Source organism: Mycobacterium sp. ST-F2, assembly GCF_001905655.1.
In the GTDB taxonomy this organism is placed as follows: Bacteria; Actinomycetota; Actinomycetes; order Mycobacteriales; family Mycobacteriaceae; genus Mycobacterium.
This window is the reverse complement of record NZ_JMHT01000090.1, coordinates 1-1,338: the sequence shown is the minus strand read 5'-3', so window position 1 is coordinate 1,338 and position 1,338 is coordinate 1. Positions and strand designations below refer to the sequence as shown.

Annotated in this window: 1 protein-coding gene; it reads right to left on the bottom strand. The window is 65.2% G+C overall.

The annotated features are described in order from the left end of the window. Positions 1 to 37: 37 nt before the first annotated feature. Positions 38 to 1,266 (bottom strand): IS3 family transposase gene (locus EB75_RS26655; RefSeq protein ID WP_109557065.1). Its coding sequence is split into 2 segments (ribosomal slippage): positions 38 to 954 and positions 954 to 1,266, totalling 1,230 coding nucleotides; the frame shifts between segments, so codons are not numbered across the junction. Positions 1,267 to 1,338 lie beyond the last annotated feature (72 nt).

Sequence of the window (1,338 nt, the reverse complement as noted above, 5' to 3'; positions counted from 1 at the left end):
GGGCCTTGCCCCCATGTAGTGGACACGGGATTTGTGGTTACGCGGCTACTGGCAGCGTAGCCGGTGTTAGGGTCCTTTCGTAGGTCGCAGGGCTGGAATAGCGGCACCGGGAGTGCCGTCGTTTGGTGTTGTAGCGAGCCAGCCAGCGGAACACTTCGCGGCGGCAGGTAGCAGCGTCGGGCCAGTGGCTGCGGTCCTGCAGGATCTCGCGTTTGAGGGCGGCGTTGAACGATTCGGCCAGCGCGTTATCGGCACTTGACCCGACGCCACCCATAGACTGGGTGACCTCCAAGTCACGGCAGAGGTTCGCGAAATCCCTTGAGGTGTACTGACTTCCGTGATCTGTGTGGAACACTGCACCGGTCAGGGAGCCGCGCAGCGCCGCAGCGGCTTTGAGGGCATCTTCGACCAGTTCGGTGCGCATGTGCTCGGCGATCGCCCACCCCGCCACCCGTCCGGAGAAGCAGTCGATCACGGTCGCCAGATACAGATTCGAACCGCTTGCCAATGGCAGGTAGGTGATGTCGCCGACGTACTTGACGTTGGGTGCCGCGGCGGTGAAGTCCCGGTTGAGCAGGTCCGGGACTTTCTGTTTGGCCGGATCCGGCGTGGTGGTCTTCACCCGTCGCCGGCGGCGGTAGCCGGCGATCCCGGCACTGCGCATGACCCGGGCCACCCGCTTGTGGTTGACCCGCTCACCGTCGGGTGCACCGTCGTTGAGTTCAGCGGTGATCCGCGGCGCCCCGTAGGTGTTGTCCTCATCGTGCACGGTGCGGATACGCGCGGCCAGCGCCTTGTCAGCGGCCTGGCGGGCGGCGCGTCCGTCGGCAGCGGCCAACCAGGCGTAGAACGATGAACGCGCAACCTCGACGACTGCGCACAGCCACTTCACCTCGAAGGTGTGCAGGTGGTCGGCGACGAACTGGAAGCGGCTCACCAGTTCGTCTCCCCGGCGAAATACTTGGCCGCCGACCGCAGAATGTCACGCTCGGTAGACAACCGAGCCTCCGTGGCGCGTAACGCCTTGTTCTCGGCCCGTAGCCGGGCCAGCTCCTGCTCTGGGGTCTCAACGCCGGGGCTCGGCTGTGCTGCTGCGGTGGGGTTGCGGTGCCTGATCGGCACCCCGGCGGCTTTGCACCACGCTGAGAGCGTCACACCGGAGATGCCGAGTTCGTCGGCGATCTGCGTGATCGTGGCGCCCTCGGTGTCTCGGTACAGCGCTACCGCGTCCCGTTTGAACTCGTCAGGGTAATTTTTCCTTGCCATCGTGGTGGATCATCTCGCTTCCCCCGCCAACCTTGCGGGATTCAGCGTGTCCAACACACGGGGTCAAGTCCC